The sequence below is a fragment of the Pseudoalteromonas sp. GW168-MNA-CIBAN-0100 genome (assembly GCF_040309225.1).
Lineage (GTDB): Bacteria > Pseudomonadota > Gammaproteobacteria > Enterobacterales > Alteromonadaceae > Pseudoalteromonas > Pseudoalteromonas arctica.
Genome location: NZ_JBEOOL010000011.1, coordinates 20,367 through 44,299, shown reverse-complemented (window position 1 = coordinate 44,299; position 23,933 = coordinate 20,367). Strand labels below are relative to the sequence as shown.

General features: G+C 37.7%; 18 protein-coding genes. 13 read left to right on the top strand and 5 right to left on the bottom strand.

The window, feature by feature from the left end; all coding sequences use genetic code 11:
• The first annotated feature begins 143 nt into the window (after positions 1-143).
• Positions 144-2,873: a response regulator gene (locus tag AAEY62_RS08685; protein ID WP_350634815.1), complete on the top strand. Its 2,730-nt coding sequence runs from the start codon at positions 144-146 to the stop codon at positions 2,871-2,873.
• Between the two features lie 228 nt (positions 2,874-3,101).
• On the opposite strand, the gene pntB is transcribed toward AAEY62_RS08685, so the two are convergent.
• The 4 genes from pntB to AAEY62_RS08665 form a co-directional block, all read right to left on the bottom strand.
• The gene (pntB, locus tag AAEY62_RS08680; protein ID WP_024589878.1) at positions 3,102-4,496 is read right to left on the bottom strand and encodes a Re/Si-specific NAD(P)(+) transhydrogenase subunit beta; all 1,395 of its coding nucleotides are present in this window, start codon (positions 4,494-4,496) and stop codon (positions 3,102-3,104) included.
• A gap of 10 nt (positions 4,497-4,506) precedes the next feature.
• Positions 4,507-6,045 carry a Re/Si-specific NAD(P)(+) transhydrogenase subunit alpha gene (locus tag AAEY62_RS08675; RefSeq protein ID WP_350634814.1) on the bottom strand — a complete coding sequence of 513 codons (1,539 nt, stop codon included), beginning with the start codon at positions 6,043-6,045 and terminating at the stop codon, positions 4,507-4,509.
• A 118-nt stretch (positions 6,046-6,163) separates the two neighbouring features.
• A complete protein-coding gene (gene adhP / locus AAEY62_RS08670) occupies positions 6,164-7,183 on the bottom strand; it encodes an alcohol dehydrogenase AdhP (RefSeq protein ID WP_197173245.1) in 1,020 nt (339 codons plus the stop codon).
• Between the two features lie 58 nt (positions 7,184-7,241).
• Positions 7,242-8,633: an NAD-dependent succinate-semialdehyde dehydrogenase gene (locus AAEY62_RS08665; RefSeq protein ID WP_350634813.1), complete on the bottom strand. Its 1,392-nt coding sequence runs from the start codon at positions 8,631-8,633 to the stop codon at positions 7,242-7,244.
• 386 nt (positions 8,634-9,019) lie between these two features.
• Between AAEY62_RS08665 and AAEY62_RS08660 the strand changes: the two genes are divergently transcribed.
• From AAEY62_RS08660 to AAEY62_RS08650, 3 genes are all read left to right on the top strand, one after another.
• Positions 9,020-11,311 (top strand): PAS domain S-box protein, encoded by a 2,292-nt coding sequence (locus AAEY62_RS08660; protein ID WP_350634812.1) that lies wholly within the window; start codon positions 9,020-9,022, stop codon positions 11,309-11,311.
• On the top strand, positions 11,301-11,915 hold the full coding sequence (locus AAEY62_RS08655; RefSeq protein ID WP_024589873.1) for a response regulator transcription factor: 615 nt from the start codon (positions 11,301-11,303) through the stop codon (positions 11,913-11,915). The genes AAEY62_RS08660 and AAEY62_RS08655 overlap by 11 nt, the downstream gene beginning before the upstream one ends.
• Before the next feature lie 221 nt (positions 11,916-12,136).
• The gene (locus AAEY62_RS08650) at positions 12,137-13,819 is read left to right on the top strand and encodes an EAL domain-containing protein (protein ID WP_350634811.1); all 1,683 of its coding nucleotides are present in this window, start codon (positions 12,137-12,139) and stop codon (positions 13,817-13,819) included.
• Here AAEY62_RS08650 and AAEY62_RS08645 read toward each other — a convergent pair.
• Entirely contained in the window at positions 13,816-14,724 is a 909-nt protein-coding gene (locus tag AAEY62_RS08645) for a 1-aminocyclopropane-1-carboxylate deaminase/D-cysteine desulfhydrase (protein ID WP_350634810.1), read from the bottom strand. The genes AAEY62_RS08650 and AAEY62_RS08645 overlap by 4 nt on opposite strands.
• 76 nt (positions 14,725-14,800) lie before the next feature.
• On the opposite strand from AAEY62_RS08645, the gene AAEY62_RS08640 reads away from it, so the two are divergent.
• From AAEY62_RS08640 to AAEY62_RS08600, 9 genes are read left to right on the top strand one after another with little or no spacing between them, the layout of a single operon-like run.
• Positions 14,801-15,724: an MSHA biogenesis protein MshI gene (locus AAEY62_RS08640; protein ID WP_101163202.1), complete on the top strand. Its 924-nt coding sequence runs from the start codon at positions 14,801-14,803 to the stop codon at positions 15,722-15,724.
• Positions 15,721-16,320: a PilN domain-containing protein gene (locus AAEY62_RS08635; RefSeq protein WP_350634809.1), complete on the top strand. Its 600-nt coding sequence runs from the start codon at positions 15,721-15,723 to the stop codon at positions 16,318-16,320. Before AAEY62_RS08640 ends, AAEY62_RS08635 begins: the two co-directional genes overlap by 4 nt.
• Complete coding sequence (locus AAEY62_RS08630) at positions 16,317-17,012, top strand: hypothetical protein (protein ID WP_010553778.1); 696 nt, start codon at positions 16,317-16,319, stop codon at positions 17,010-17,012. Before AAEY62_RS08635 ends, AAEY62_RS08630 begins: the two co-directional genes overlap by 4 nt.
• The gene (locus tag AAEY62_RS08625) at positions 16,990-17,316 is read left to right on the top strand and encodes an agglutinin biogenesis protein MshK (protein WP_165721216.1); all 327 of its coding nucleotides are present in this window, start codon (positions 16,990-16,992) and stop codon (positions 17,314-17,316) included. Before AAEY62_RS08630 ends, AAEY62_RS08625 begins: the two co-directional genes overlap by 23 nt.
• Complete coding sequence (gene mshL / locus AAEY62_RS08620; RefSeq protein ID WP_350634833.1) at positions 17,300-18,958, top strand: pilus (MSHA type) biogenesis protein MshL; 1,659 nt, start codon at positions 17,300-17,302, stop codon at positions 18,956-18,958. Before AAEY62_RS08625 ends, mshL begins: the two co-directional genes overlap by 17 nt.
• Positions 18,959-18,960: 2 nt before the next feature.
• Entirely contained in the window at positions 18,961-19,863 is a 903-nt protein-coding gene (locus tag AAEY62_RS08615; protein WP_007586321.1) for an ExeA family protein, read from the top strand.
• Positions 19,860-21,002, top strand: coding sequence for a tetratricopeptide repeat protein (locus AAEY62_RS08610; RefSeq protein WP_350634808.1), 1,143 nt, complete (start codon positions 19,860-19,862; stop codon positions 21,000-21,002). Before AAEY62_RS08615 ends, AAEY62_RS08610 begins: the two co-directional genes overlap by 4 nt.
• Positions 20,999-22,726 (top strand): GspE/PulE family protein, encoded by a 1,728-nt coding sequence (locus tag AAEY62_RS08605; protein ID WP_024589866.1) that lies wholly within the window; start codon positions 20,999-21,001, stop codon positions 22,724-22,726. The genes AAEY62_RS08610 and AAEY62_RS08605 overlap by 4 nt, the downstream gene beginning before the upstream one ends.
• Positions 22,713-23,933, top strand: a complete 1,221-nt coding sequence (locus tag AAEY62_RS08600; protein ID WP_024589865.1) for a type II secretion system F family protein — start codon at positions 22,713-22,715, stop codon at positions 23,931-23,933. The genes AAEY62_RS08605 and AAEY62_RS08600 overlap by 14 nt, the downstream gene beginning before the upstream one ends.

Genomic DNA, 23,933 nt, shown 5'->3' with positions numbered 1-23,933 from the left:
TGAATATCGTCATTAAGCAATAAAATGAAATAGTATTAGTAAACATGTTAAATTATGGTGGTATTTACATTTTATTTAATTGATATATATATCGTTAACACTTACCATTAAAGGACTTTCACCTTGATTACACAATGAGAAACATGAAAACTAATATCTTATTTTTATTTCTTGTTTTTCAATTTGTGAGTCCAATTTCAAACGCTCAACCTTCTTCAAATGTTACTCATGTTTTATTTATAAATTCAACAAACCAAGATATGCCTTGGCACAAAAGTGTTGATTCTGGACTGCGTAAAAAACTTATAGGACGTTCTTTTAGTTATGAACTCTTCGTTGAAAATATGGATGTAAACCGATTCGATGAAGCAAATCAAAAACAGTTAATGAAGGACTACCTCAAACAAAAATATAAAAATAAGCACATCGATATCATTGTTACTCAGTCTCCTTCTGCAGCAGTACTTTTATCGCAATTAGATGACTTTTTTATAAATGCTCCAAGAATATATTTGGAACCAGGCGCTCAATTCAGTTTGCCTAAAAATACTAACGGAGCAGTGATCCAAGCTAAATTAGATTACGCGCAAGCAACAGCAAGCGCTGTTAATTTAATGAAGCCTAAAAAATTAATCGTTATATTAGATACAAAAAACGATATTGGGATGAGCTTTTATCGAGGGCTCTTTTCGGTTATTAACCGTGACTTTTCGTATTTAGACGTAGAGAAGTGGTTTGATCTTTCAATGCCAGAGCTACTCACTAGAGTAAAAAATGCGCCAGATGATTCAATTATATTGTTTACACCCATTTTCAGGTATTACGATAATAAATCCCTTAGCCCTTATCAGCTAGTAGAGCGATTAGCTAAAGCAAGTTCAGCGCCCATTTTTAGTTATTGGGAGGTACTATTAGGCTCAGGTGTTGTTGGTGGGTATGTGTTGTCGGGTGAAAAAATAGGTGAACGTATTGCCGATTCGATAATTTTATACAATGAAAATAAAAGCTTAAGTGCAATCAGTGGTGAAGGGCTAAGTGTTTACGCTTACGACTGGCGTCAATTAAACAAGTTCGATATAGCTCCACAAAGCTTGACGGAAAAGTCGATTATATCTTATTACGAGCCAACCTATTTTGAGCAAAATAAAACATTAATTTACAGCGCTACTGCGATTATTTTTATTCTTAGCAGCTTTTTAGTTTTCGTATTGTTTTTAAATCAACGCCGCATTCAACTTTTAAAAGAGCTTGATGAAGAAAAGCAAAGATTAGAGTCTCGCGTTGAACAGCGTACTGAAGAACTGTTGCAAGCCAAAGAAGAGGCCGAAAAGCTGACATCTGCTAAGTCTGAATTTTTAGCAAATATGAGTCATGAAATCAGAACTCCTATGAGTGGGATTATTGGCTTAACCAACATTTTGCTCGAAAAAGGTTTGCCTGGAGAATATGAGCATTATTTAAATAAAATTAAATATTCTTCAGATCAACTTCTTGTAGTTATTAACGATATTTTAGACTTTTCAAAAATTGAGTCTGGAAATATTAACCTTGAGGAATTTCCTTTTTCTGTAAATTCGGTTGTTGACTACATCAAAGCAACTTTTGATGAGCTAGCTCAACGCAAAGGGATCACATTTGATATTGTCATTGGTAAAGAGGTTAAACTCGATTTAATAGGTGATGTAGTTCGAATAAACCAAGTACTGCTAAATTTATGCTCTAACGCAATTAAATTTACTACACACGGCTTTGTATCGGTATTAATAGAATCAAAAAGATCGTTAGCTGATCCTAAGAGCGTTTGTTTGTATTTCATTGTTAAGGATTCCGGTATTGGGATTGCTGAGCAAAGCCTTGCCGATTTATTTGAATCTTTTACTCAAGCTGACAGCTCTACAACCAGGAAGTTTGGCGGTACAGGTTTAGGTTTAACTATAAGTAAGCGTTTATGCCAATCGATGGGTGGGGATATAACGGTAAAAAGTACTCAAGGTGTAGGTAGTGAATTTATAGCTTCGATTAAGGTGAAATTGAATAACCAAGCATTGATTGATAATACTCCCGACCTAACTTTTACTGATTCGTTCGAGGTATTAATTGTAGATGATAATGAAGATGATCTTAAGGTAATTGAAAATCAGCTAACGGCTATGGGGCTAGTATGTACGGCCTGTCAATCTGCTAAACAAGCTATTGATATTATTGAACACAATAAAGAGAAATTTAAAGTTGTTATTGTCGACTGGGCAATGCCATCAATGAGTAGCGAAACTTTTTTAATACGCATTTTCAATATTAACCCTCAACTTTATAACAACACGATTGTGCTTATAATGAGTGACGAAAGTTTACTTAATAATGCAGCCAAAAAAGTAAGTATAAAAACTATTTTGCAGAAACCTGTATACACGAGTGTTTTGTATGAGGCGATTGAAAGTAAAGTAGTAGCCCCTCTTAATGAGGTGCCTAAAGTAAATACTGTGAGTGAACAGTCGCTGGCAGGTATAAAAATATTGGTTGCGGAAGATAACTCGATCAACAGACTAATCGTTACAAACATACTAGAGAAGGCTGATGCTCAAATTTACTTGGTTGACAATGGATTAGAATGTATTCAAGCCGTGAAATCACAATCGTACGATATTATTTTGATGGATATTCATATGCCTATTATGGATGGGGTTGAGGCGAGTAAAATTATTCGTAGCGATAGTGACAAAGCAATCGCAAATATTCCAATAATTGCTTTAACAGCTAATGTTATGAAAGATGATATTACACGATACTTATCCATTGGCATGAACGCCCATGTTGCAAAGCCTATTAAAGCGCAAAATCTACGTGAAACTATAATCCACTGTTTAAATAAATAGCTGAGCCATTAAAGTGATTTAATAATTATATATATCAAATGCCTGTCGTAATATCTCCCGTTGCTTGAGCCTGTTTTGAATAACTTAAAATAGAATTTGACTCAAAGGTTTAATAGGTAGTTTAACTAGTTATAATCACGGCAATTAAGCGGATCTCAAAAATATAAAATCTAAGTAATGCAAAAATAACAAAGCCATGGAATCCTCCACGGCTTTGCAACGTTACTTTTATAGTGCAGCAACAACTTCGACTAACGTGTCTTTGGCATCTCCAAAGAGCATTTGTGTATTATCTTTAAAAAACAATGGATTTTGTACCCCAGCATAACCAGTTGCCATACTGCGCTTTAAAACGATAGACGCTTTACCATGCCAGCATTCAAGTACTGGCATGCCGGCGATAGGGCTATTTGGTTCATCAAGTGCTGACGGGTTTACAATATCGTTTGCACCAATCACAAGTGAAACATCAACTTGTGGAAAATCGTCGTTTACTTCATCCATTTCAAAAACAATGTCGTAAGGAACTTTAGCTTCAGCTAATAATACATTCATTTGTCCAGGCATTCGTCCTGCAACAGGGTGTATTGCAAAGCGCACGTTAATGTCTTTTTCACGTAATTTACTTGTGAGTTCAGAGACTATTTGCTGCGCTTTTGCAACGGCCATTCCGTATCCAGGAATAATCATTACTTCTTTTGCGCTCATGAGCAGCTCTGCTGTTTCGATTGCACTGATTGTTAGTACTTCACCTTGTTCTTGATCCCCTGCAGGTAAAGCTTTTACATTGCTACTACCGAATCCACCGGCAATGACTGATAAAAAATTTCGGTTCATAGCTTTGCACATTATATAGCTCAAAATAGCTCCGCTTGAACCAACTAATGCACCAATTACAATGAGTAAATCGTTATTTAGCATAAAGCCTGTTGCGGCAGCGGCCCAGCCTGAATAACTATTAAGCATAGATATAACAACCGGCATATCGGCACCGCCAATTGCCATCACCATATGAATACCAAAAACTAAAGCAAGCGCTATCATAATAATCAGTGGGAACATGCCGTTACCAACAGCAGACTGCACAACGAATTGCTGCCCAAGCCACGCTACAGCAACTAATAAAACAAGGTTAAATATGTGTCGCCCTGGTAGTGTTAAAGGTTTACTGCCTATTCGACCAGATAATTTACCAAAAGCGGTAATTGAACCTGAAAATGTAATAGCACCAATTAAAACACCTATATAGGTTTCAATATCGTGAATGGTCAAATCAATTCCTGAAAAATGACTAGAAGCATCCGCAAAGTTAGCATACCCAACCATTATAGCCGCGAGTCCGACTAGACTGTGCAAAATAGCAATCAGCTCTGGAATTTCAGTCATTTGCACTCGTTTTGCTACAAGTAAGCCAATACTGCCACCCACTAATAATGCAATCATCAACTCAATATAATTATTGGTAACAACACCTAAAACAGTCGCCAAAAGCGCAATAACCATGCCTGAAATACCATACCAATTACCTTTACGGGCAGTTTCTTGATTGGATAGGCCGTTTAAAGCCAAAATAAAAAGAACCATCGCAGCAATGTATGCCACGGTTACAATACCAGTACTGATCATGACAACCTCACTTACGGAACATTTTGAGCATGCGATGTGTTACAGCAAAGCCGCCAACAATATTAATACTCGCAATTAACACGGTAAAAACGGCAAACCATTTAATGGTGTCGTCTGTTGAGCTTATTTGAATTAAAGCACCGATAACAATAATGCTTGAAATGGCATTGGTTACACTCATTAAAGGCGTATGTAGTGCAGGCGATACACTCCAAATAACCATATAACCTACAAAGCAGGCTAAGACAAAAACGGTAAAATGAGACATAAAATCAGCGGGTGCAACGCCACCAAGCCCAAGCAATGCTAATGCACCGATAGCGGCGCCAATTATAGGCCCAAATACCGATTTCTTTTTCTCAACAATAGTGGGTTTAGGTTTAGGTGTAGCCGCAACCTTTTTAGGGGGGGCAGATAGTGTGGGCGCTGGTGGCGGCCAAGTTGTTTTTCCTTCAGTACATATAGTTGCACCTAAAACAACGTCGTTTGTCATATCAACAAAGAGTTTGCCGTCTTTTTCTGGGGTCATTTCGGCTAACAGGTTGTATAAGTTATTACTGTATAATTGGCTCGATTGTGCAGCAAGGCGACTTGGTAAATCGGTGTAACCAATAATCGATACACCATGGCATACGGCAACCTTACCCGGAACTGTTAATTCACAGTTTCCACCTTGTTCGGCTGCAAGATCGACTATTACGCTGCCGCTCTTCATTGATGCAACCATCTCGCTGGTGATCAACTTAGGCGCTGGTTTTCCGGGTATGAGTGCGGTAGTAACAATTATATCAACGTCTTTAGCTTGCGCTGCAAACAATGCCATTTCGGCTTCGATAAATTCATCGCTCATTACTTTAGCGTAACCGCCTTCGCCTGAGCCGTCTTCATCTTTAAAGTCGAGCATTAAAAACTCAGCGTCCATGCTTTCAATTTGCTCTTTTACTTCAGCACGCGTATCAAATGAGCGAACAATTGCGCCCATACTTTTTGCAGCCCCAATAGCGGCTAAACCAGCAACACCGGCACCAATTACAAGTACCTTGGCGGGAGCAACTCTTCCTGCCGCTGTAATTTGTCCGGTAAAAAACCGGCCAAAATGTTGAGCTGCTTCTACAATTGCACGATAGCCTGATATGTTGGCCATTGAGCTGCGGGCATCCATTTTTTGTGCCCGAGAAATACGAGGAATGCTATCTATTGCAATGGCGGTGATACCACGCTGAGTTAAATCTTTTAGCATCTCTGGGTTTTGTGCCGGCCATAAAAAACAGATTAATGTTTGTCCGCTTTTTAGTAATGTATTTTCATCACCTTCAGGTGCTTGTACTTTTAGTACAATATCAGACTGTGCCCATACATCTTGTGCTGAGTTAACTATTTTACAACCAGCTTCACCATACGCATCATCGGCGTAATTAGCCGCCATTCCTGCACCAGTTTCAATGACAACATCAAAACCAAGCTTTGTTAATTTACTTACTACATCAGGGGTCGTCGCGACTCGTCGCTCGCCAGTGTGGATTTCTTTTGGAACACCAATTTTCATTGTCGAACCTCGATTTAAATGCCATGAAGAGGAATTAATATGTATCTAGGCGTTATGGAATTAGCGATACGATGAAATATGTTATTTACTAACATGAATCCACCGTATTTATTACTGTTTAAAGTGTAAAATCAATAACTACACGAGATGGTACTTTGCCATGTTCGAGTCTTTCAAATATTTCATTAATAGCGCTTAAAGGCTGTAATTCAATATCCGCCTTAACTTTGCCTTGTGCCGCAAAAGCGAGCGCTTCGGCCATATCTTTGCGGTTCCCAACAAATGATCCTTTAATAGTGATGCAATTTGCTACTACATCAAATAATGGCGTCGGAAACTCACCAGGCGGTAAGCCAACTAAAACACATGTACCGTGTTTACGGGTCATATTAACCCCTTGCTCAAATGCTGGTAGGGAAGGAGCCGTAATCAGTACGCCATGGGCGCCACCTTGCGTTATTTCTTTGACGGTGTCTGCTGCATTATCTGTTTTAGCATTTACGACTGCATCGGCGCCAAGTAAGGTTGCGTGTTCAAGCTTACCGTCATCAATATCTATCGCACACACTTTAAGACCCATCGCCTTGGCATATTGAATCGCTAAATGACCAAGTCCACCACAACCTGAAATTGCTACCCACTCACCTGGTTTAGCATCGGTTTCTTTAATACCTTTGTAAGTTGTAATACCAGCACAAATTATAGGGGCCGCTTGTACTGCTGATAAGCCATCAGGAATAAGTGCAACGTAATTAGGATCGGCAATAATATACTCGGCAAAACCACCATCTTTAGTGTAGCCACCAAACTCAGCATCAGGACATACTGGTTCATAAGCACTTAAGCAAAATTCACAGTGTCCACAAGCTGAATATAGCCACGGAACACCGACTCTATCGCCTACTTTTACGCTTGTAACACCTTCGCCAATTTTGGTAACTAGCCCAATGCCTTCATGGCCAGGAGTAAATGGTGGAGTTGGTTTTAATGGCCAATCACCGTTTGCTGCATGTAAATCTGTGTGGCATACACCGCAGGCTTCTGTTTTAACTAATATTTGCCCTGCATTAGGTGATGGAATATCTAAATCGCGTAGAACTAAAGGTTTGCCAAATTGCTCAACAACGGCTGCTTTCATTTTGTTATTCATAATCGTTCCTATTAATATTTAAGGGGTTTTTATTAAACTGCGCTATTTAAAATGGCGCATCAATGTCAACAACGTCGATTAGTTTGTGGTTAACAAACTCTTTAATACCCAAGCCAATTAGTTCACGACCATAACCAGAACGGCGAACACCACCAAATGGTAAGTCGGCTTTTACCATCGTTGGATGGTTTACAAACACCATGCCGGTAGATATTTTTTTGGCAACTTCTAAGCCATGATCAGGGTTTGACGTAAATACAGAGCCACCTAAGCCAAATGGAGAGTCGTTCGCAATTCTAATTGCGTCATCTTCATTTTTTGCACGAAATAACATAGACACAGGACCAAAGAATTCCCAGTTGCGAGCCGGATTATCTTCGCTAATATTCGTTAAAATAGTGGGTTGTACAAAGGCGCCTTGACTAGGTACTTTAGGACCCACTTCAGTGGCTGTTGCACCAAGCTTGATCGCTTCGTTAATTTTAACTTTTAGTTCATCAGCTGCACCTTGTGATGACAATGGCGCCAAAGTTGTAGTGGGATCAAGCGGATCACCTGCTTGCAACTTAGCAACACCAGCAGTATAAAGTTCAACAAACTCATCATAAACTTCATCTTCGATGATCATTCGTTTAGACGATACACATACTTGCCCACCGTTCCAGTGACGACCAAATACTGCCCAATTAACCGTTTTTTCCATTTCAGCGTCAGCAAGTACAACAAATGCATCTGCACCACCAAGCTCTAATGTAGACTTTTTAAGTGCTTTACCAGCGGTAGAAGCAACGATTGCACCAGCGCTTTCAGAACCGGTAAGTGCAACACCACGAACTAATGGATGAGAAATGATCATTTCTGTTTGGGAATGTGCAGCGTATAGGTTTTTAAAAGCGCCTTTTGGCAGACCAGCTTCGAGCATAAGTGCTTCAAATGCTGCTGCACATTGTGGAACAATACCCGCATGTTTTAGTAGCATAGTGTTACCCGCTGACAATTGCGGCGCAATAATACGAGCAACTTGATAATACGGAAAATTCCATGGCTCAATGGCAAGCAATACACCAAGTGGTTCATGGATAATAATTGCCTCGCCCTCAGCTGAATCTGCAACGGGTAATTTTTCTGATGCGAGAAGTCTCTCAGCATTATTCGCGTAGTACTCTAAAATAGCTGCGGATAATTCAACTTCAGCCTTTGCTTCTGATGTTATTTTACCCATTTCTAAAGTTAATAAGTTGGCGTAACTAACTACATCTTTACGTAATAAGTCAGCCGCTTTTTGCATTATTTTAGCGCGAGAAGAGAAAGGTGTTTTTTTCCATGATTGAAATGCAGAATCGGCATTTTCTATTGCTTGAGTAATTTCAGCATCAGTAGCATCAGGAAAAGTTTTTATAATCTCACCTGTATATGGATTTGTTGTTGCATAGCTCATGATAATATCCTCAGTTAAATTAAATAAGACTCTTATTTTAAAATTAATAACGCTTAGAAGCTGCGTGTATAATTATGGTAAAACAAGTACTAAAGTGAGGCTATTCGTGGTGTTACGTAAATACATGTGGGAATCCACATCTTGAAAGTATAACTGTTTGATTTATTTATTTTTAATCACTTAGTTAATCCTTGACGCGGATGGGAGTGATAACGGATTATAAAATAATGCAGTGCGTAGTGGGTAAACGCATTAGTTATTAATCAACGAGGCGCTAGTTTAAATTCATCATGAATTACAGTGATAAAAAATCGAAAGTATTTTCCTCATCCCAATTAGCTATTTTATTGTACGCAATAATGGTAGGAATACTGGTTACGTGTTTAATGATTTTTATAGTATTTCATATAGATTCCCAAGAGCGAATCCATATTGAACGAGTAACGAAAAATACTGCCCAAGGTATTAAAACACTGCTTAAAGATGATTTGGAAGGGCGAATAACATCACTGTCAGAGTTATCTAAGTTGTCTTCTATATCAAGCGATATGCCACAAGGTGATTGGGAAGTAATCAGTAAAACATTGTACGATTCGCAACATGGCTATCAAGCCATAGGTTGGATTGATAGATCATTACATGTGCGAAGAATAATACCAAAGCAAGGTAATGAGATCGCCATCGATTTTAATTTGGCATTAAATCTGCCTGCATTGTTAGCCGCAATAAAAGCACAAAATACAGAACAAGCAGTCGTCACAACACCTTTGCAATCTATTTATGGTGGAGAGGGTATCGGAATATATATTCCTGTTTTTAACACCAATAAAAAACTAGAGGGTTTTATTGCAAGTGCGTTGATTTTTGAACCTTACATTAAGACAGTTGTACCTGCATTTTTACTTAAGGAATATCATTTTACGCTGTTTATTGATGGGCAAAAAGTATATTCAGATCAAACAAATTCATTTCCTGTTACAAGCATTTGGGATAAAAAAGCATCCTATGATTTACAAGGTCATAAGTGGGAGATAAGCATATCGCCCAGTGATGAGTTTTTGTATATTGCTCACTATAAAATCATGAGAATTTTAATTTCACTTGGTATTTTTATTGCTTTTTTAATTGTGTTGGCTGCTTATACTTATTTATTTGCACGCAGTAAAATAAAAGACGGGCGTTATAAGATTGAATATTTATTAAAAAATCTTCCCGGCATGGCATATCAGTCTTTTAATACTATGAGCTGGCCTATGATACTGGTTAGTGATGGGTGCGAAAGTTTAACTGGTTATTCTCGAGCTGAGTTTAAAAAAAATAGAATGCTGTGGAGGGAAATAATACATTCAGGTGATTATGAGCGAGTACAGGCGTCACTTACAGAGGCTGTCAAAGAAAAACGCTCCTTTGAACTTGAATATAGAATTAATACCAAAAATAGTGGGATCAAATTAGTGTGGGAAAAAGGAGGACCGGTTAGTTCTATTTTTAATGGTGAAGTTATTATTGAAGGATTTATTAATGATATTACCTCTATTAAGCAGGCTGAAGCTGACCTAATTAGTAGTTATGCTTTCTCTGATGCGGTAGTAAATTCAGTTGTTGAAGCCGTTATTACCATTGATCAATACGGGCTTATACAAAGTTTTAATTTTGCTGCGCAAGCTATGTTTGGTTATGCCTCAGATGAAGTAAAAGATAAAAACGTAACAATATTAATGCCTACATCATTTAGTAAAAACCATGACCAGCATTTAGCTCAATATTTAAAAACGAAGCAGACGCATATTATTGGTGTGGGTCGTGAGCTTGTAGCTAAGCATAAAGATGGCACAACATTTCCAATTCACTTATCTGTAAGTGAAATACAGAATCATGAAAGTACAATGTTTGTAGGTTTGATTCGAGATATTACCAAGCAACGTGCGTCAGAAGACCAAGCCCGGCTTCATACTGAACAATTAGCGCATACCGAAAGGGTCAATGCATTGGGTGAAATGGCAGCAGGAATTGCACATGAAATAAATCAACCTCTGACGGCTATTTCTCTTTTCTCTCAGACGGCAAAAAACTTTTGTGAGAAAGGGAGGTTTGACAAACTCCCCTTAATATTTGAAAAACTAAGTTTACACTCTCGTCGAGCGGGAGCCGTTATTGAGCGTATGCAGTTAATGACCAAAAAAGGGCAACGATCAAAAGAAGTCATTGATTGTATATTTTTAATAAAAGAAGTAACAAACCTAGCAGAATCAGAAGCGCGACTTCGCAATATTACTGTCAGAATAATTACATGTGATGAACAAATTGATGTGTTTGTTGATCGGGTGCAAATAGAGCAGGTTATTCTTAATTTATTACGCAATGGTATGGAAGCTATGCAGTTAAATGCTTATAAAAATGATTCAAAAATAGAGCTCGAAATAAAATTGAATGAAGATAAATATGTTGAGATATCAGTGGCTGATACCGGTGTAGGGTTACCTGAAGAAATTAGAGAGAAGTTATTTAAACCATTTTCATCAACCAAAGAAAATGGCACAGGCATCGGTCTATCTATATCTAAAAGCATTGTTGAAGAACATGGTGGGCATATTCACTTTTATGACAATAAGCCAACAGGAGCTATTTTTATGTTTACTTTGCCAACACATAATAGAGGAGTCGTTTATGAGCGATAAGCAAAGCGTTTTTATAATTGATGACGATGAAGGTATTCGTGAAGGGCTTGAAATACTACTAGACTCTATTGATATTGACGCTCAGAGCTTTAGTTCAGGCGCTGCGTTTTTGGATGTATATAATGAAACCATGGCTGGTTGCTTAGTATTGGATATACGTATGCCTAAAATGAGTGGTTTAGAGCTACAACAAAAACTTAAAGATTTAAATTGCTCATTACCAATAATATTTATTACCGGGCATGGTGATATCCCGATGGCTGTAGAAGCGATGCGTTTAGGAGCAATTGATTTTATTAGAAAACCATTTAATGAACAGCACTTGATTGACCGTATTAATGAGGCATTGGTACTTGATGAAAAACAACATGAAAAATCACTCGATAAGCATAAAAATAAGATTAATGTTGAATCGTTGTCGAGTCGAGAACGTGAAGTGTTTGAACGAGTGACTGATGGGGCAATGAATAAAGTAATCGCGTGCGATCTTAGTATTAGTGAACGCACCGTTGAAGTTCATCGCTCTCATGTAATGGAAAAATTAGGTGCTAAAACACTCGCTCAATTAGTGCGAAGTAAAATTATGTATGAGCAATTAAATTAATTATCAGTCCATCTATTTAATAATACTGAAATGACACAGACTTTTAAACAGCCCCCATGTGGGCCTTTATTTAATATCTAACTAATTTAAACTATTATGTCTCGTTTATCAGAGTGTTTTTTGTTTAGCGCTATTAATAAATGTTTAAACTTGCTTTACGACCTTGTACTTCTATAGATATTGAACAACACTTTAGTTAATAATTTAACGAGTGGCAGGCTATGCAAAAGAGTAAACTCTGGCTTTTAAAGTACTTCAAAGGTATCTCTTTTGTCTTATTTTTGATGATACTTATTAGTTTTAATTTTATTTTAAATGATGCATTACATCAAAAAGTTCATGCTTCTGGCCAGCAGTTCGTTAAACAAGTTTACGAGCTGAATTTATCTCCTTCTATAAACAATGAAGTGTTGGCCGCATTAGCTAAAAGTGAAGGTTTTGTGTTGGAAGTGCCAAAGCCTGCAGAGCATTTTAGGCATTTAGTAAATATAGAGCGCGAAGTTTTTTCTTATAAAACATTAAGTTTGAGCCTCTATCATTATCCTGCTTGGGTAACACAAAGTTACTTATTTATATTGCTAAACTTGATCATATTAGGCGCCGCTGGCTGGTCTTATCGTTGGTGGGGCTTATTGAATGTAAGCCGTAGAATTACGCCCAAAAATACAATGATACAACCTACTAAAATTATTAAACAAAAACAAAATAAAATACGATTAATTAAACAAGTAAAAAAATGCGAATTAAGTTCTTTGTATGGGGTTAATAGAGCATCACATAGCTTATTTTTACTCATTGAATGTGACTTTGATAAGAAAACCGATAAAGAAGCTATTTTTAAAGTGTTAATCACTAGAAAATTGACTGAATTTAAAGATGTGTCGGTAAAAATATTAAATTCCAGTTACTTAGCCGTCACCTTGCCACATATACCTACTCCCGAGTTAGACAGCTACGTTGAAAAGCTTCATCAGAGCGTGTTTTTACTATGCCAAAATTATCAAAAAAGTATGACTCATAAAAACATTAAAATAGGTGCGTGCGACTATCGATTAGGCGCAGATAAAATTGCGGTTTATCAGTTAGCAAAATCAGCACTTATGCTATCGCAAAACAGCTTAGTGCAGCATTCTCACCGCTTAGCGTTAAATTACTGTCAAGAAAAACCACTTTCTAGTAAGCAAGTTATCGAAAATATTAAAAAGAATAAATTTATATTATTCTTCCAGCCTTTATTTGAGCTCTCTAGCGGGGAAATTTTAGAACATGAAGCTCTTATCAGAGTTAGGCATAGCCAACTTGGATTACTAGCTGCTCGTTATTTTATTAATCAGGTTTATAGTAATCAAGACGCTTTAATATTAGATAAAGCTGTAATAACACAAGTTAAAAAGCTAATGCTGAGTGAATCTTCGGCCTTAACAGTTAGTGTAAATCTACACCCTAAAAATTGGTTTAATAATGTATTTTGGGAATGGTTACCTAGTCAAATAGCAGAGCTTAAATTAAGTGCTAAATTACAATTTGAAATAAGTGAGGTTGAGTTTTTTACTCATAGAGAATCGATAACTAATGCACTAAATATAATTAAAAAAAGCCGTTCACAAGTTGTGATTGATAATGTAAAAAGTAGTGAAAAAGTAGCTGTATTAGCTAATTATAACCAAGTATGCGGGCTTAAATTATCATACGAACTAATTCATTTATTAAATGAAAAAACTCAAAATCAAAGGCAAATAAAAAAGATAGTCGAAGCCGCAAACCTTTTAAATTTACCTGTATATGCCGTTGGTGTAGAAACTCAAAAAGAGTTATTTACGCTTGCCAAATTGGGAGTAGTGGGGGCTCAAGGGTTTTACTTTTCCGAGCCACTTCAAGAGTTTACGCAAGCGGTATTTAATTAAATTAATCCTCTATATTTAAGTCCATTTAGCCCCTGAAGCCCGCCAGTATGAACCGCAATAATTTTACTCCCAGATGGGAAATAATCTTGCTCTATAAGTTGCCACAATGCATACATCATTTTTCCGCTATAAATAGGCTCAAGCGGTAGATTATGTGTGCGATTCATATCTTGGCAAAACTGCCATAACTCAGGTGAAAACTTACCATAGCCACCACCATGAAACTCTGTGAGTAACTGCCAGTTAGTTTGATTATTGGCTTTAGCGCTCAGCTTTTTTATTTCTTCATTTAAATAATTAGCTTGTTTTAATACTGCTACACCAATCACTTGTGTTGTTGAAGCACTGCCTTCTATTAATCCAGCAAGCGTGCCACCACTACCGGTAGGGCACACTAAGTAGTTATGCTCAGGTAAGCTTTGTACTAACTCTTTACATCCTAATAAGGCGTGCTCGTTTGTACCACCTTCAGGAATAATATAAGCATTTGGAAAGCGCTCTTGCAGAGCATTAAGGTAATCGGTGTCGTGGCGTTTTCGATACTCTATACGATTAACTACATGTAGGTGCATACCACAATGTTTTGCAAATTGGATTGTTGGATTGTTGTTATCCAGTTCAGGTCCGCGAATAATCGCGCGAGTTTTTATACTAAATTCTTTTCCTGCAGCTGCGCAGGCGTGAATATGGTTTGAAAACGCACCACCAAAAGTCAGAATTTCTGTTTTATTTATCTTTTGCATGTACGCTAAATTATATTTTAATTTACGCCATTTATTGCCACTTATTAGCGGGTGGAGCAAATCATCACGTTTTATACCTAAATAAATGTTTCTCTTTTTTAGAAACGAGCTATGTATTTGTTGAATATAGTTATTTTCATCTATTATGAATGTTTCATGCATTTTTTTGGTTTTCAATTTGGCAAAGTAGTTAAAATGTACGACACTTATTTCATACACAATTAACAATAGTAGCTATATGAAAGAAAAGCTGTTTTCATGGTTAAATCGTAGTTTAGATCCAAATACAGCTATTGGTGTTGCAACTTACGCAGATACTGTTAACGCAGTATGTTTAAAAAAACAACGCGACCAATGGATGGTTCACAGTTCTCACAGTGTAAATGTGTCTGAGCAAACCGATTATACCGCTGCAATTGTTGCTTGTACAAATGAGGTTTCTACTGATATTTGTGCCGTTAATTTAGTCATACCGCACTACTTTTATCAAATAGTGCAAATGGATAAACCAAACCTTAGTGATGAAGAAATCATTCAGTCACTCCCTTGGACTACAAAAGATTTAGTTGATATAGCGCCTGAAAATATTGTGGCTGATTTTATCGATTATCCAATAACATTACCGATGCAAAGCAGCAAAATGAATGTGTTTATTACGAATAAGCTGCAACTACTTCCGTTTATAGACAGTTTTGAACAAACTAAACCTGTTTTGCGTGCAATGACCTCTGAAGAAATGGTTTTAGTTACCTTGTTTGGCTCATACAAAGAGGCGCATATGCTGATTGTGCAACATGCTAATCATGAACCTCGAATCTTAATTATTCGTGATGGGCAATTAGTATTAGCTAGACGATTAAATGGTTTTTTGGGTATTTCAGATAAGGATCAAAATCAAGAATTGGTAGAAGCGTTAGGATTAGAAATTCAGCGTTCTATGGACTTTTTTGAAAGCCAGCTCAAGCAACCACCAATTCGCAGCATTCAGTTACAGTGCGATGATTTATCTTCATTAACTCTTAGAGCTGGGCTTGCAGAGTTTTTACAAGTAAAAGTTGTAGATTTTGAGCCTAACTTAGAATTAGCGCAGCAATTAGAGCCAAATTTTTATTATGCGCTTGGGGCAGCCTATCAATTAACAGATCCTGAGTCTGTGCTATGAAAACCCGGATTAACTTTTATCAAAAAACCTTACGCGTACGGCGAGACCCAGTCCCTTTGTCTGGAATGATTACGTTGTGGTTAGGTGCGCTATTAATTATTGCAATCACGTGGGCTTTTTACAGTTATAAAACATATTCTAGTGAGCTTGATTTAGAACAAAATAGGCAATATCTCAAACAAGGAAAAGCTCAGTTAGAAGTTGTAAAACAGCAGTTAGCAGAGAAACAAAATAAAACACTCTTTATTAATGAGTTAAAAACACTTCAGCAAGAGGTTTTGCATAAGCAGCAAATATTTAGCTATTTAGAGCAAAGTTCAGATCAGTCTGCAACCGACTACGCACAGGTAATGTACGATTTAGCTAAGTATCATGAACCTAATATTTGGCTGACCCACATTAAGTTTGTAGGGCAAAGTGTGACGCTTCAAGGTCAAACATCGCAATCAAAATTCTTACCAATTTGGTTTGATAATTTAAAACAGTCGCCATTTTTTATTGATAAAGAGTTTTCAGTTTTAGAGTTATCTACGCAAGCAGGTGTGAGTGAATTTAATGTAGCGACAGACCTTAGTGATGAGGGCGATAAACCATGAGCCAAACAACAAGTAGCCAGAATAATAAAAATAAAGGTTGGCCATTATGGGTCAAATACCAAGCTCAATTTGCATCGCTGCAAAAACGTGAGAAGTATTCCACCTTATTTGTTGGTTTGTTTATAGTGATTTACCTCGGTCTCTGGTTCGTTATTTTTCCACAGCAAGATGAAGTTGCCAACATACGTTCAAAGCACAATACAACGCTGCAAGAGTTACAGCAGATAAATGCGCAACTCTCCATGTTAAACCAAGCATTAAACTACGACTACACTAAGGTTTTACGCGGTCAAATTGCACAAACCAGGGATGAATTAGCCGAAATAAATAATCAACTTAATAGTTTTAGCCAAGGCTTTGTAGCTGCTAAAAATGTACCTGCCGTTTTAAAAGATTTGCTCGTAGATAGTAGCGACGTAAAAGTGAGTAGCTTTAATGTCAAACCAGCACGGGCTATCGATGTAGAAAAACTAGGTGAACATGATACGCAAACATTATTTTTTGAGCATCAGATGGTAGTTACTTTGCAAGGTAGCTACTTTAGCTTACAAAAGTATTTAGCCGCATTAAAAAATAATCAAGATAAGTTATTAATACAAGAGTTTAGTTATCAGGTACTAGAGTACCCTCAAGCTGAATTAACTTTACAAATTGCTACAGTGAGCGCTAATGAAAAATTTATCGCATTATAATTTATATTTTTTATTACTTTTGTTCGCTTTAGCACCGAGTGCGCTTGCGCAACTTCGCGATCCGACTCAGCCAAATATGTTCGTGAGTAACAATAGTCCAGTTAAGCAAAGTACAGAACTTAAATTGCAATCTATTATTAAAAACAGTACAGCATTTAAGGCCATTATTTCAGGCCATATTTATCGAGTTGGTGATGCTGTAGATGATTTTCGGGTGCTAAGCATTAACTCAAAACAGGTTGTGTTAGCAAATGATGATAAACAAATAAAATTAGAATTATATGACTATGAAATTAAAAAATAATTTATCTCATCCGTGGCTTGTTCTTCTATTGTTACCTACATTTTTAACTGCGTGCCATAGCTTTAAACCAGGTAAAGAGGTTAAAACTCATATTGAGCAAGAGTTAGCTGAAAGACCTACAGATCCTAAAGTAATTGCGCCTTTACAAATGCCAAGCGAACTTACGCAAAGCTTGTTGTCATCTATAAATAATGAGCAAACTATAAGTGATGATTTATCTATCAAGCGTTTTGATGTCGCAGCAAATGATGTCGAAATAGGTACTTTTTTTGCAGGCTTAACAGACGATACCCCTTTTAGTGTTGCTGTGCATCCTGAGGTAAATGGCACAATTAGTTTAAATCTTAAAAGCGTTACGTTTAATGAAGTCATTAATGTTATTAAGCGTATGTATCCTTTAGATATTGTTAATGAAGGACGAATTGTACAAGTACTACCAGCCAAAATGCGCACAGAAACAATACCTGTAAATTATTTAATGATGCAGCGCCATGGTCAGTCTACAGTGAGTGTTGTTGCTGGTGGGGTTAGTCAATTTGCACAAAGTGGCAGTGGTTCGAGTGGTTCAAGTTCAGGTAGTAGTAACCAGCAAAATAGTGAGTTTGGCGGCGATAATCAAAGCTTAGATTTAAACGGTTCTCGAATCCAAACAATTAATAAAAATGATTTTTGGAAGGAATTAGAAGTCGCCCTTAAGTCTTTAATTGGCGCAAGCGATGGGCGCTATGTTGTTGCAAGCCCACAAGCTAGTTTGGTAACCGTAAATGCATTACCAAGCGAAATTAGTCAGCTAAAAGAGTTTTTACGTCAAAGCCAAGAAAACCTGCAACGCCAAGTTATTCTAGAAGCGAAAATAATAGAAGTAACCTTAAAAGATGAGTACCAACAAGGTGTCAACTGGGAGCGCATAGCCAGTGGTTTAGAAGGCGGTATTTCGTTTGCTACAACAGCGGGTTCTACAATTAGTAATAGCATTTCGGCTGCCATTGGCGGAGCGTCATCGCTGACAATTCAAAAAGGTGACTTTAACGGGGTTATTAATTTGCTAGAAACCCAAGGTGATGTGCAAATGTTATCCAACCCTCGCGTTACGGCTACAAACAATCAAAAAGCAGTTATAAAAGTAGGGCAAGACGAATACTTTGTTACTAATGTATCAAGTACGACGGTAACTGGTACTGCTACAACTACCTCGCCTGAGATTGATTTAACACCGTTCTTTTCTGGTATTGCCCTTGATGTAACGCCGCAAATTGACAAGTACGGCTCAGTTATTTTGCATGTTCACCCTTCAGTAACTGAAACAGAAGAGCAGCTAAAAGTAATTACTTTAGACGATCAACGTTTTGAGTTACCTCTAGCGCAAAGCAACATTCGAGAGTCAGATACCGTTATTCGCGCTCAAAGTGGCGAAATAGTGGTTATTGGTGGTTTGATGCAAACGTCAACACAGGATGAAGAATCAAAAACACCCGTGCTGGGTGATATCCCCATATTTGGCAACTTATTCAAAAGTATTCGTAAACGCCAAGAGAAAAAAGAACTAATTATTTTAATCAAACCAACCGTTGTTATGCCCGATACTTGGAAAAAACAACAAGGTGAAAGCCGTCAGCTTTTAAAAACATGGTATGAAAACTAACTATGTATTTAAGCTTTTTTAATTTAAGTGAAATGCCTTTCACGTTAACCCCTAACACACAATTTTTTTGTGCACTTGAACCGCACCACGAAGCGATGCAAGTGCTAACAACAGCCATTGAAATGGGTGAAGGGTTTATTAAAGTCACCGGTGAAGTTGGGACTGGTAAAACATTGCTTTGTAGAAAGCTATTAAACCAACTTGAGCCAGATTACATTGTGGCTTATTTGCCTAACTCTTATTTAAGCCCTGAAGAGCTTAGATGGGCGATTGCAATTGAGCTGGGTATGGATGTAGATAAAGCATTGGACCAACAAGCACTAGGGCAGCTTATAAATCATCACTTACTCGACTTACAAGAAGATAATGAGCGCGTAGTGCTTTTGATAGATGAGGCGCAATGCTTGAGTTGGGAGACACTAGAGGCGCTGAGATTATTTACAAACTTAGAAACAGAAAGCGAAAAGCTGATTCAAGTTGTGTTATTTGGGCAACCTGAACTTGATGAAAAACTGGCAAACAATAAAGTAAGGCAGCTGCGCCAACGTATCAGTTTTTCTTATAAATTACGGGCGATGACTGGCGCTGAGGTTGTTTATTATATTAATCATCGCTTACAAGTTGCAGGATTTAATAGACCTCCTTTATTTAATAATAGTATGGGGCTTAAGATTGCCAGAGCAAGCCGTGGAATTCCTAGATTAGTTAATATTTTATGCCACAAAGCACTATTACAAGCTTATGGGGAAGGGTTAAATACAATAACAAATCGCCATATTCAGCTTGCCATAAAAGATACCGAAGACTGCGCAAAATATCGAACCGGTCAATATTGGAGCTACAGCGCGTTAATGTTTAGTGTTTTAGCTATTGCTGCCATATGGGTATGGAGGCAGTGGTTATGAGCGTTATAAATAATATGCTTAAAAATATTGAGCAACGTGAAGCTAAACAAGTGAATATTCAAGAAGGTATAAGCGTAAAGCCAATATATGATGTAAAAAACATTGTATTTAAAGCCGTAATTTTACTTATTATGCTAAGTGTCATTTTTTTAGCATACCTGTATTTACCGACCGCCGACAAAAAAGAAACTCAACGTGAGTCTGTTTTACCACAGCAAAAAATGGTCGCGGTTTTGAGCTCTAATTTATCTGATTCTCAAGATGAAAAAAGCACTGTAGAGCCTTTAGTTGAGCAAGAAGTTGTGAAGAAGGCTGTGCAAGTTGAGCAAATAAAACCAGAAGTGAATGATTTAGCTGAATCCAAGTTGAGTGAAGCAACATTACTGGTTTCTCAACCAACGGCTGAGCCGGTTGTAATTGCCGAGGTTAAACAAAGCCCTGCACTAGCTAAAGATAATGTGTTAGTGGCTAGCAAAGTTATTGTCAGCAAGCCAAAAATTACTTCAGTGACTAAAACTAAGCCACAAAATACTATGATCAAAAGCGCGGCAGAAACTAAGTCACCACAGGCTTTATTAGTCGAGCAATTAGCAGCAGCTAAACAGGCAATACAGTTTGGCTTATACAACGAAGCTATTAGTGATTTAAACATTATTTTAGCGCAATCGCCTTTACATGTTGAGGCCCGAAACTTACTGGCTGCAACTTACTTTAAACAACAAGATATAAATTCGGCGCAACAGGTTTTGCAATCAGGTATTCGCCAAAACCCTAACGTACTTGAATGGCGTGTAATGCTAAGCAAAATACTCATTATGCAACAACAGTATGAAGGGGTATTACTGCTTTTAAGTGATGAATTTGAATCCCAGGCGAATCTTGATTTTTGGGTGCTGCAAGGTACTGCTGCGCAAAGTGCGAGTAAGCACCATAAAGCACTTGAAAGCTTTAAACATCTTACACAGCTCCAGCCTAGTCAAGCCAAGTGGTGGCTTGCACTTGCAACCTCAAAAGATGCACTGGGAGAGTACCTCGATGCTAAACAGCTTTATAAAGTAGCTCTAGATTTAGGTGGGTTAAATACCGCTATGACCCAGCATGCATTACAGCGTTTAGTTGCACTAAAGGAGGTCGTATGAGACCTAGTTTAAAAATGCGCTTAGGCGATTTACTTGTTCACGAACACATGATCACCGAAGCGCAACTAAGTGAAGCATTAAATGTTCAAGCTGCAACGGGCCGTAAATTAGGTTCGACACTTATTACACTTGAGTTTATTAGTGAGCCACAATTATTACGCTTTTTAGCGCAGCAATTACAGGTACCTTTTTTAGATATATCACAGCGAAAAATATCACACGATGTATCTAAGCTTTTATCTGAGGTATATGCGCGTCGTTACAGAGCACTAGTAATCGAAGACAATGGTGACTCTGTTTTGGTCGGGATGAGCGATCCTGCTGATTTAAGGGGCCTTGATCAACTTGCGACTATGCTTGCTCCTAAACGAATAGATTTAGCTGTTGTACAAGAAAGCCAAATCATGGCTGCGTTTGACAACGTATATCGCCGCACAGATGAAATTACCAACTTTGCAGCACAACTCCATGAAGAATATCAAGACGTAGAAGAGTTTGATTTAAACTCTTTAGGTGATGAGACATCTGATGCAACCGTCGTAAAGTTACTGCAATCAATATTTGAGGATGCTGTGCAAGTTCGCGCATCTGATATTCATATTGAGCCAGATGAAGGTTTGCTTCGCATTCGTCAACGTGTAGATGGAATATTACAAGAGCACACTCTTAACCAAGTAAAAATAGCATCGGCACTAGTGCTACGTTTAAAGCTTATGTCGGGATTAGATATATCTGAAAAACGCCTCCCTCAAGATGGCCGGTTTAATATAAAAGTGCGCAGTCATAGTATTGATGTGCGCCTATCTACTATGCCGGTTCAGCATGGTGAATCAGTTGTAATGCGTTTGCTTGATCAATCTGCAGGATTATTATCGTTAGATGAAACAGGCATGCCGGCACACATATTAAAACGTGTGCGCAGTATTATAAAACGCCCACATGGCATGGTTTTAGTTACTGGGCCAACAGGCTCGGGTAAAACAACCACACTTTATGGTGCATTGAGTGAGTTAAACCAACAAGAAAGTAAAATTATTACCGTAGAGGATCCGGTTGAGTATCGTATTGGACGTATTAACCAGGTACAAATAAATAATAAAATAGGGCTAAGTTTTGCCAGTATTTTACGGACCGCTCTAAGGCAAGATCCTGACATCATAATGGTTGGCGAAATGCGTGACCAAGAAACCGTAGATATTGGATTAAGGGCCGCTTTAACAGGCCACCTAGTACTATCAACGTTACATACCAATGATGCAATTACCAGCGCTATGCGCTTAATCGACATGGGTGCACCGGCTTACTTAGTGGCAAGTTCACTGCGAGCGATTATTGCTCAGCGATTAGTAAGGCGAGTATGTAATGACTGTAGAGTACCGTACTTGCCAGATCGCCAAGAAATAAGTTGGTTAAAATATTTAGGCGAAGAGATTACAGATGCTCAATTTTCTAAAGGGCAAGGTTGCACAGCATGTAATCACACTGGTTATAAAGGACGTGTAGGTATTTTTGAGTTGCTCGAAATGGATGATGCAATGATGGATGCCTTACGAGTTAACGACACACAAGGCTTTGCAAAGGCTGCTAAAAATAGTGCTAACTTTTCGCCGCTCTCAGCAATGGCATTAAATTACGCTAAGAAAGGTATTACCTCTTTAGATGAAGTATTTAAAGTGGCTGAATATATCCCAGAAATAGTAGGGGATATTGATGCAACTATATAGCTATAAAGCGAAAGACAGCAAAGGTGTTTTGGTAAAAGGCCAATTAGAAGCGAGTAACCAAGCTGGCGTAGCTGATAGTTTAATGAAGCGTCAATTTATACCAATATCAATTTCTTTAGTTGAAACAAAAAATAATATTAAAATTTTTGATAATTTATTTGTCGAAAAAATAACGCTAGACGACATGATTATGTTTTCTAGACAAATGTATTCGCTACTAAAAGCGGGTATTCCAATTATACGAGCAATGATTGGATTGGCAGATACAACACAAAATAAAGAATTTAAAAATGTATTGATGGAAGTTACCAGGCAACTTGAGCAAGGCCGGGACTTATCCAGTGCAATGGCAATTCATAACGAGGTATTTAGCCGCTTAACCGTGTCAATGGTAATGGTTGGTGAAGGTTCTGGCCGATTAGAAGATGCATTTTATCAACTCGCTATTTACTTTGAAAAAGAACAGGAAACTCGCAAACGAATAAAAGCAGCTATGCGCTACCCTACTTTTGTTATTTTGGCTCTTGTAGCAGCTATGGTTATTTTAAATATTTTTGTAATTCCTACCTTTGCTAGCATGTTTGCCAAATTCGATGCCGAATTGCCGTTAATGACTCAAATATTAATTGGTACTAGCAGCTTTTTTGTTAATTACTGGTGGTTATTGTTGGTAATGGGTATTGGGGCGGTATTTGCGTGGAGGCGTTATTTAAATACAGATGCTGGGCGCTTCAAGTGGGATCAATATAAATTAAAAATTCCATTTATTGGAGATATTTTAAAACGCACATTGCTTGCGCGCTACAGCCAAAGTCTAGCTATGGTATTGCGCTCTGGCGTACCTATGACCACGGGGTTATCGCTAACAGCGCATGCCGTAGATAATAGCTATATGGAAAAAGCGATTATTACTATGCGCCAAGATATAGAAAAAGGCGATAGCTTACTTAGAGCCTCAAAAAGTTCTGAGCTGTTTTCTCAGCTTGTATTACAGATGGTCGCCGTAGGTGAAGAAACCGGTCGGGTTGATGAGTTACTTCAAGAAGCAGCTGATTATTATGAGCGTGAAGTTGATTATGACTTACGAAGCTTAACTGCAAAAATAGAACCTATTTTAACTGTGTTTGTTGCCATTATGGTGCTGATTTTAGCATTGGGTATTTTTATGCCTATGTGGAACATGATGTCGGCAATTAAAGGGAATTAA

Excerpts from the sequence above, each read along its gene's own strand:
- AAEY62_RS08660 (WP_350634812.1), top strand. The coding sequence starts at position 9,020 with ATGATTTTTATAGTATTTCATATAGATTCCCAAGAGCGAATCCATATT.
- AAEY62_RS08655 (WP_024589873.1), top strand. The coding sequence starts at position 11,301 with ATGAGCGATAAGCAAAGCGTTTTTATAATTGATGACGATGAAGGTATT.
- AAEY62_RS08665 (WP_350634813.1), bottom strand. The coding sequence starts at position 8,633 with ATGAGCTATGCAACAACAAATCCATATACAGGTGAGATTATAAAAACT.
- AAEY62_RS08635 (WP_350634809.1), top strand. The coding sequence starts at position 15,721 with ATGAAAACCCGGATTAACTTTTATCAAAAAACCTTACGCGTACGGCGA.
- AAEY62_RS08645 (WP_350634810.1), bottom strand. The coding sequence starts at position 14,724 with ATGCATGAAACATTCATAATAGATGAAAATAACTATATTCAACAAATA.
- AAEY62_RS08675 (WP_350634814.1), bottom strand. The coding sequence starts at position 6,045 with ATGAAAATTGGTGTTCCAAAAGAAATCCACACTGGCGAGCGACGAGTC.
- AAEY62_RS08630 (WP_010553778.1), top strand. The coding sequence starts at position 16,317 with ATGAGCCAAACAACAAGTAGCCAGAATAATAAAAATAAAGGTTGGCCA.
- adhP (WP_197173245.1), bottom strand. The coding sequence starts at position 7,183 with ATGAAAGCAGCCGTTGTTGAGCAATTTGGCAAACCTTTAGTTCTACGC.
- mshL (WP_350634833.1), top strand. The coding sequence starts at position 17,300 with ATGAAATTAAAAAATAATTTATCTCATCCGTGGCTTGTTCTTCTATTG.
- AAEY62_RS08600 (WP_024589865.1), top strand. The coding sequence starts at position 22,713 with ATGCAACTATATAGCTATAAAGCGAAAGACAGCAAAGGTGTTTTGGTA.
- AAEY62_RS08685 (WP_350634815.1), top strand. The coding sequence starts at position 144 with ATGAAAACTAATATCTTATTTTTATTTCTTGTTTTTCAATTTGTGAGT.
- AAEY62_RS08605 (WP_024589866.1), top strand. The coding sequence starts at position 20,999 with ATGAGACCTAGTTTAAAAATGCGCTTAGGCGATTTACTTGTTCACGAA.
- AAEY62_RS08615 (WP_007586321.1), top strand. The coding sequence starts at position 18,961 with ATGTATTTAAGCTTTTTTAATTTAAGTGAAATGCCTTTCACGTTAACC.
- AAEY62_RS08625 (WP_165721216.1), top strand. The coding sequence starts at position 16,990 with ATGAAAAATTTATCGCATTATAATTTATATTTTTTATTACTTTTGTTC.
- AAEY62_RS08640 (WP_101163202.1), top strand. The coding sequence starts at position 14,801 with ATGAAAGAAAAGCTGTTTTCATGGTTAAATCGTAGTTTAGATCCAAAT.
- AAEY62_RS08610 (WP_350634808.1), top strand. The coding sequence starts at position 19,860 with ATGAGCGTTATAAATAATATGCTTAAAAATATTGAGCAACGTGAAGCT.
- AAEY62_RS08650 (WP_350634811.1), top strand. The coding sequence starts at position 12,137 with ATGCAAAAGAGTAAACTCTGGCTTTTAAAGTACTTCAAAGGTATCTCT.